Raw genomic sequence first — 3557 nt, 5'->3', positions numbered from 1 at the left:
GTCTTCCCACCCACCCAGGGCGCCGCCGCGATGGCCGGCGCGAAAGCCTGCAATGCCAGACTGTCGACGTTCATGCCGCTGGACCTGAAACCTGTTGACACACCGGTCAACCCGCTGGAACGGTCGTTGGTGGACCTGTGGTCGCGCACGGCGGGGCCGATGTCGCCGACGGCTCGGCGCACCTTCCGGCAAGCGGTGGAATCCATGACCGAAAGCTGGTTGTGGGAGCTGGCCAACCACATCCAGCATCGCGTCCCCGATCCCGTCGACTACCTGGAGATGCGCCGCCGCACTTTCGGCTCGGATCTGACGATCGCCCTGTCGAAGATCGCCCGCGGCGGCCTGATCCCCGATGCGGTGTTCGAATCCACCACCATGCGCGGCATCGAACACGCCGCACAGGACTACGGCTGTTTGATCAACGACTTCTACTCCTACCAAAAAGAAATCGAATACGAATCCGAGCTGCACAACGCGATTCTGGTGGTCGAGTCGTTCTTCGATTGCGACCGCGACGTCGCCGCCACCGTCGTCGATGACCTGATGCGGGCCAGAATGCGGCAGTTCCAGCGACTCGTCGACGACGAATTGCCCGTCCTGTTCGAACACCACCGGCTCGACGACACCGCTCGCGCGGCGCTGACCAGCTACATCGACGAACTGCGTGATTGGATCGCGGGCATCCTGCACTGGCATCGCGGCACCAGCCGCTACCGCCCCGAGAACTTGCGCCGCCCGGTCGGCCAGCAACCGCGAACCGCCGCCCGCCCGGTCCACACGTGGGGACCCTCGGGCATCGGTACCGCCGCCGCCCGGGTTCGACCCCGAGTCGGATCCGTCGCCACCCATGCCACCTCGCCGGGAAGGACCTCCTTGTGACCAGCACCGCCCAGAACCCACCGACAGCGCTCGGTGTCGCCGCCGCCCGCACACTGTCGACCACCACCAAATCTGTTCCGCAGATGCAGGGGATCACGCCCCGCTGGCTGCTGCGCATGCTGCCCTGGGTCGAGGTCGACGGCGGAACCTACCGGGTCAACCGGCGCCTGACCTACACCGTCGGGGACGGCTACGTCACCTGCACGCTGGCCAACGGCCGGTACCAGGTGGTCCCCGCCGAACTGCGCGAATTGCGAGCGCTGCGCGATTTCGACGACGACGACACATTGCGCGAGATCGCCCACCTGTTCACCCAGCAGGAGTTCGCGGCGGGGGAGACGATCTGCGAGTTCGGCAACGAAATCGACGCGGCCTATGTGCTCGCCCACGGCCGGGTCGTGCTCTCCGGCCCCGGCGACTACGGTCAGCAGGTACAGCTGGACGTACTCGACGACGGCAGCCACCTCGGTGCCTCCACACTCCTTGGTCGGCAGGCTATTTGGGAGTACACGGCGACCGCGAACACCGCCTGCACGGTTCTGGCGTTGCCGCGCGCCGTGTTCGACGCCCTGTGTGCCCGTGAACCGCGCCTCGCCGCCCATGTCGCCGGCCTCGGAGCCGCGGTCGCCGCCGAACGAAGCGGTGCCGACAAATACGGTCAGGCGGCGATCGGACTGCTGTCGGGCCAGCAGGGGGAGCCGACGCTGCCCGGGACCTACGTCGACTACGACCAGCAACCACGCGAACTCGAGCTCAGCATCGCGCAACTGCTGCTGCGCGTGCACACCCGGGTCACCGACCTCTACAACAAGCCGATGAACCAGCTCGACCAGCAGCTGCGCCTGTCGATCGCGGCGTTGCGGGAACGCCAGGAACGCGACCTGCTGACCCACCACGACTACGGTCTGCTGTACAACGTCGACCCGAGTCAGCGGTTGTGTTCGGCCACCGGCCGCCCGACACCCGAGGACCTCGATCGCTTGCTGGCCCGCCGTCGCAAGACCGCGTTCTTCCTCGCCCACCCCCGCGTCATCGCCCAGTTCGGCCACGAATGCACAGCCCAGGGCGTCTACCCCGATCACACCGAAATCGAGGGAAGACGGGTGCACGCGTGGCGTAACGTGCCACTGCTGCCCTCGGACAAGATCCCGATCTCACCGGGCGGAACCAGCACGATCTTGGCGATGCGGATCGGTGAATCGGATGACGGGGTGATCGGCCTGCGCCAGACCGGTCTGCCCGACGAAGTCGAGCCGGGCGTCAACGTCCGCTTCACCGGCATCGACGACCGCGCCATCGCCTCCTACCTCATCAGCGCCAATCATGCTGCGGCAGTGCTCGTTCCGGACGCACTCGGTGCGCTGACCGAAGTGCAGGTGAATCGATGAGCACCCCGGATGTCGCGACCACACCGATCCCGGTGCCCACACCCGCTGTTGCGCACAGCTCGCGCACGGCCGCCGACGTCCTCGATCAATGTCGGGAGACCTGCGCGGCCACCCTGCATGCCACCGTGCAGATGATGCCTGCCACGGTCCGCACGATCGTGGGCTACCACTTCGGCTGGTGGGACAAGACCGGGCGACCGGAACGTCACGACGGCGGCAAGGCCATTCGCCCCGCCCTGGTTCTCTCGGCCGCGCGGTTGACCGGCGGCGACGTGGGAGATGCCGTGCGCGCGGCCGTCGCGGTCGAACTGGTGCACAACTTCTCGTTGCTGCACGACGACGTGATGGACCGAGACACCACCCGACGGCACCGGCCGACGGCGTGGACCGCGTTCGGGATCGGGCCTGCCATCCTCGCCGGCGACGCGCTGGTGGCCCAGGCGTATTCCCTGCTCGCCGCGGAGCCGGACACACCGATCGTCGAAGCGACGAATCTGATGAGCCGCTCGGTGCTGCACCTCGTCGAGGGGCAGTGCGCGGACCTGGGATTCGAGCGGCGCACCGATGTCGAGCTCGACGAGTGCTTCACCATGGTCGATCAGAAGACCGGGGCGCTGTTCGGATGTTCGGCCGCACTCGGGGGCCTGTTCGGAAACGCGGACTCCGGTGAGCTGTTGCGGCTGCAAGACTTCGGCAGGCGCTTGGGCCGTGCCTTCCAGCACACCGACGACCTGCTCGGCATCTGGGGCGACCCCAGCGTCACCGGCAAATCGGTGTTCTCCGACCTGCGCAGCCGCAAGAAGTCGTTGCCGGTGGTGTTCGCACTGCGCTCGAACACCCCGGAAGCGGGCGCCCTCGCCGACCTCTATCTCCGTGAGAAGCCGCTCGACGACGCCGAATTGGTCCGTGCCGCCGAGTTGGTCGAAGCCGCAGGCGGCCGGGAATGGAGTCGGCTGCAGGCCAGGCAACTGTACGAGGAAGCCATGTCGACGATCAGCGAGGTCGGGGCGAACGCCGAAGCCCTGGCCGACCTGGACTTGCTCGCGGCGCTGGCCGCGAACCGAGACTGCTGAAGCCGAGCGCTTCGCATGCCACCGCCCGATCGCGGCCACGGTTCCGATCGGGCCGTGGCCGGTCGGGCGGCGGCTGGTTCGGCATTCCACGGCGGAGTAGCCGCGCCCTCCGGATCATGTCGGGTAGATTTTCAGGCTTCACCGTAGAGCTGACGGAAGTCGTCGAGGGTGCCTGTGTAGTACTCGTAGTCGTCGACGAGCTGTGCCCGGGTGATCC

The 3557-nt window shown here is 67.3% G+C and carries 2 protein-coding genes and 1 pseudogene; all 3 read left to right on the top strand.

Translation table 11 applies throughout. The features are described 5' to 3' along the window. Nucleotides 1-879, top strand: a pseudogene (locus tag ACFWF3_RS28590) (hypothetical protein); the annotation flags it as partial. Then, nucleotides 876-2267, top strand: a complete 1392-nt coding sequence (locus tag ACFWF3_RS28585; RefSeq protein WP_379316595.1) for a family 2B encapsulin nanocompartment shell protein — start codon at nucleotides 876-878, stop codon at nucleotides 2265-2267. The pseudogene ACFWF3_RS28590 and the gene ACFWF3_RS28585, both read left to right, overlap by 4 nt. Then, entirely contained in the window at nucleotides 2264-3340 is a 1077-nt protein-coding gene (locus tag ACFWF3_RS28580) for a family 2 encapsulin nanocompartment cargo protein polyprenyl transferase (protein ID WP_379316593.1), read from the top strand. Before ACFWF3_RS28585 ends, ACFWF3_RS28580 begins: the two co-directional genes overlap by 4 nt. The last annotated feature ends 217 nt before the right edge of the window (nucleotides 3341-3557 follow it).

This window comes from Nocardia sp. NPDC060220 (genome assembly GCF_042727815.1).
Taxonomy (GTDB): Bacteria; Actinomycetota; Actinomycetes; order Mycobacteriales; family Mycobacteriaceae; genus Nocardia.
The sequence above is the reverse complement of the archived record's forward strand: the minus strand, read 5'-3'. Positions and strand labels throughout refer to the sequence as shown.

Coding starts and splice junctions, on each gene's coding strand:
- ACFWF3_RS28580 (WP_379316593.1), top strand. CDS start 2,264: ATGAGCACCCCGGATGTCGCGACCACACCGATCCCGGTGCCCACACCC.